Annotated in this window: 3 protein-coding genes and 1 pseudogene; 3 read left to right on the forward strand and 1 reads right to left on the reverse strand. The window is 67.3% G+C overall.

The annotated features are described in order from the left end of the window. Nucleotides 1-489 (forward strand): annotated as a pseudogene (locus tag ACIQ2E_RS13120) (hypothetical protein); the annotation flags it as partial. On the opposite strand, the gene ACIQ2E_RS13125 reads toward ACIQ2E_RS13120, so the two are convergent. Continuing rightward, complete coding sequence (locus tag ACIQ2E_RS13125; protein ID WP_398331367.1) at nucleotides 446-1372, reverse strand: LCP family protein; 927 nt, start codon at nucleotides 1370-1372, stop codon at nucleotides 446-448. The pseudogene ACIQ2E_RS13120 and the gene ACIQ2E_RS13125 overlap by 44 nt on opposite strands. Nucleotides 1373-1488: 116 nt before the next feature. Between ACIQ2E_RS13125 and ACIQ2E_RS13130 the strand changes: the two genes are divergently transcribed. Further along, the gene (locus tag ACIQ2E_RS13130; protein ID WP_398331370.1) at nucleotides 1489-2688 is read left to right on the forward strand and encodes a Coenzyme F420 hydrogenase/dehydrogenase, beta subunit C-terminal domain; all 1200 of its coding nucleotides are present in this window, start codon (nucleotides 1489-1491) and stop codon (nucleotides 2686-2688) included. Continuing rightward, the coding region (malQ, locus tag ACIQ2E_RS13135) for a 4-alpha-glucanotransferase (protein WP_398331373.1) at nucleotides 2688-3910 on the forward strand (1223 nt) is incomplete at its 3' end. The genes ACIQ2E_RS13130 and malQ, both read left to right, overlap by 1 nt.

A 3910-nucleotide genomic window follows, 5' to 3' on the forward strand; every position in this document is an offset into this window, starting at 1 on the left:
GATGGGGCGCGCCTGGCAGGTTTGCTCGGGTTGCGGTCGCTCGCCTGCACTGCGCAGGGGCAGGCCGATCCCCAAGCATTGATGGCCCGACTGGCTGCCGAAGTCGAGGGCTGGTTGCTGCCCCTGGGCCTTGATCCCGGCGCCGAGCTGGCGAAGCCCGGCTGCTGGAGTGAAGCCCTCGGGGCCTGGCGTCAGCCCGTGCTGCTGCAGCTGTCAGCTGCCGAAGCGGAATCCGGCCTGGCGCGCGCCTACACCGCCTTGCTGGTTGTTGCCGGGGTGCCGCTGGTGGGTTTGGTGCAGCTGGACGGGCCATGGCAGCCAGAGCGGCGGAGGCTGGATGGCCTCCCCTGGCTGGGTTGGCTATCGGCTGAGATGCCGCAGGCCGGCAGCCTGGAGGAGGAAGCCGCTGAAGCGCTGCGCCTGCATCTGTTGGCCCGCTGGCAACTCAGTTCGGCCAGGGCCGCTGAGCCCGCGGATCCAACGCCCTGAGCGGACTGTTCGGCTGCTGCGGCGGCTTCAGCGGCAGGGTGCGGAACTCCAGCCGCTCGCCAGGGCGAAGGGCCACGGCCAACAGGCTCAAGGCCTCGCTGCGGGTGAGGTTGGTTTCCACTTGCCCCTGCAGCTGCTGGAGCAAAGCGGGCAGCTGTTGTAGCTGTTGGCGTTGGGCCATCTGGCGCAGCACGCTCTCCACCGCCATCTGCTGGCGGTCGCGACGCCGCTCCTCGCCATCGGCCTCATCGCGGAAGCGCAGCAGCTGTTCCACCTGCTGGCCATCCATCACCTGCAGGCCGCCCTCCAGCCGAATCGAGTAGTTCTGCGTCTTGTCGGTGTATCGCATGCTCCGGTCGGGTGAGAGCTCCACCCGCCCGATGCCATCCACCAGATCGCGCAACGCCGCCCGGGGCAGCACCACATAGCGATCGGGTTGGGCCTGGGGTAGGCCCACCAGCTGAGCCGCAGCACCGGCCACCAGGGCCGGCCCGCCTCGTTTGTACAGGCTTCCTAAGGCCACGGGCTTCTTGTCGCCGGGGAGCTGCACGGCTGCTTCCACAGGCAGGCTCAGCAGCTGCAGCGGCCCTTCCGGGTTCACCTGCACCAGCAGCAGCGCATCGCTGTTGGCGGGGGTGGCGGCCGTGCCGCTGCCCAGCTGATCGGCATCGGAGCCGATCAACAGCACGCTGATGGCACGGCTTGGCGGCTCGGCCAGATCAGCGGCGTTGGGCGGGCTTTGATCGCTCGCGCTGCGATCGCTCTCCGGCCAGATCAGCCCCAGAAGCGCCAGGCTGCTGGCGAGGCCCAGTCCGGCGGCCAGCAGGCGAAGGGCAGCCCGCTCACGCGTGCGGCGCTGCGGGCGTGGCTGGGCGGGAGCCAAAGCGGAGAGGCCATCAACAATCGCTCCACTTTGACCGAGCTGCGCCGCTTTGCTGCCCTGCCGCCTGGCGCGCTCGATAGGTTGTGGACTCAGACACCACGCTCCGCCCGGCTCCGTTGACTTCTGCCGCTATCCCCCCGCACGAGCGCGCCAAGCCCCTGGCCAAGGGCAGCACGTATCCCGCTAAAGATCTCTGCAGCCAGTGCGGACTGTGCGACAGCCGCTGGGTGGCCTATGTGAAGGACAGCTGCGCTTTCCTGCATCAGCGTTTCGAGGCGATGGAAACGGCCGCCCACGGCCGTAGCCGCGATCTCGATCACGAAGATGAGCTTTATTTCGGTGTGCAGCAGCGCATGCTCACCGCCCGGCTGCAGCAGCCGATCGCTGGTGCCCAATGGACCGGCATCGTCAGCCGCATCGGTGTGAGGGCCCTGGAAACCGGCCTGGTGGATGCGGTGCTGTGCGTGGGCCAGAGCGAGGATGATCGCTTCACCCCGGTGCCGCGACTGGCCCGCACCCCTGAGGAGGTGCTCAGCGCCCGGGTGAACAAGCCCACCCTCTCGCCGAATCTCGAGGTGCTCGAGCAGCTACCTGGTAGCGGCATCAAGAAGCTGTTGGCGATCGGCGTGGGGTGCCAGATCCAGGCGCTGCGGGCCGTGCAGTCCACCCTGCCGCTCGAGGAGCTGTTCGTGTTGGGCCTGCCCTGCGTCGACAACGTGTCGCGCCAAGGCCTGCAGACCTTCCTCGAGAGCACGGTGAGCTCACCGAACACGGTGGTGCATTACGAGTTCATGCAGGACTTCCGCATCCACTTCCGCCACAGCGATGGGCGCGAAGAAACGGTGCCGTTCTTCGGGCTTGATACCCCGAAGCTCAAAAACGTCTTTGCCCCCAGCTGCCTGAGCTGCTTTGACTACACCAATGCCGGAGCCGACTTGGTGGTGGGCTACATGGGCGCCAGCTTCGGTCGCCAGTGGCTCACGGTGCGCAACCCCAAAGGCCAGCAGCTGCTGGATCTGGTTGAGGCCGAGCTTGATACGGCTCCTGTGACCAGCGCCGGCCAGCGCCAGGCGGCAGTGCAGCAGGGCATCGAGGCCTACGACAAGGCGGTGAAGCTGCCGCTGTGGGTGGCCAACCTGATCGGCTTTTTTGTGGAGCGCTTCGGTCCGAAGGGCCTCGAATACGGTCGCTTCTCGATCGATTCCCACTTCACCCGCAACGCCCTGTGGCTGCGCCGCAATCATCCTGACAAGGTGGAAGAGCACATCCCGGCCTTTGCGCGCCGGATCATCAGCCGTTACCGGCTCCCGGATTGATGCGACGCGCCGGCGTTCTGCTCCATCCCACTGCCCTGCCCGGCTCGCCGGTGTGCGGCACCTTTGGAACCACGGCGCACCAATGGCTTGATCTGCTGGCTGAGCACGGCATCAAGGCGTGGCAGCTGTTGCCCCTGGCGCCGCCCGATGGCCTGGGTTCGCCCTACAGCTCCCCCAGCAGCTTTGCGCTGAATGGCTGGCTGCTCGATGGCGAGCAGCTTGTGGTCGCTGGGCTGCTGGAGCCGGCTGATCTCGATGCCCTCTCCCAGGGCGCTGATTCGGGCCGGTTGGATCTGGCTGGAGCGGATCAGCGCGCCGACTTGCTGGCCGCCGCTCTGTTGCGGCGTTTCCCCCAATGGAACGCCGCCCTGAAGGAGCGCTTCGCCACATGGCGCGCCCAGCAGAGCGCCTGGTTGGTGGATCACTGCCGCTTCTGGGTGCTGCGCCGCCGCTTCAACGCCCAGCCCTGGTGGCAGTGGCCGGGGCCTCTGGCGCGCCGCCAGCGCTCGGCTCTCCAGGCCTTCGATCACCAGGAGCAGGCTCGGCTGCTGCAGGAGGCCCTGGTGCAGTGGCAGCTGCAGGAGCAGTGGCAGGCGCTGCTGGATCACTCCCGCCAGCGCGGCATTCAGGTGATCGGTGATGTGCCCTTCTACGTCGCCCACGACAGTGCCGATGTGTGGAGCCATCGGCGTCTGTTTTCTGCTACAGCCGATGGCAGCTTGAGCCAGCAGAGCGGTGTTCCACCCGATTACTTCTCCGCCACGGGGCAGCTGTGGGGCACTCCGGTGTACCGCTGGCCGCTGCACCGGTTCACGCGCTTTCGCTGGTGGCTCAGGCGCCTGGAACGTCAGCTGAGCTTGGTCGACCTGCTGCGCCTCGATCACTTCCGCGCCTTGGAAGCTGCCTGGTGCGTGCCTGGCGGGGATCGCACGGCAGAGCACGGCAGCTGGCGGCCGTCTCCAGGCGGCAGCCTGCTGCGCTGCCTGAGCCGCCGCTACCGCGGCCAGCACCTGCCGCTGATCGCAGAAGACTTGGGCGTGATCACCCCCGCTGTTGAAGTGCTGCGTGATCGCTACGGCCTGCCGGGAATGAAGATCCTCCAGTTCGCCTTTGATGGCGATCCCGAGAACCCCTACTTGCCGGCCAACTACAAAGGCCGCAACTGGTGCGTGTACACCGGCACCCACGACAACGCCACCTGCATCGGCTGGTGGCAGCAGCT

The organism is Vulcanococcus sp. (assembly GCF_044369115.1).
In the GTDB taxonomy this organism is placed as follows: Bacteria; Cyanobacteriota; Cyanobacteriia; order PCC-6307; family Cyanobiaceae; genus Vulcanococcus.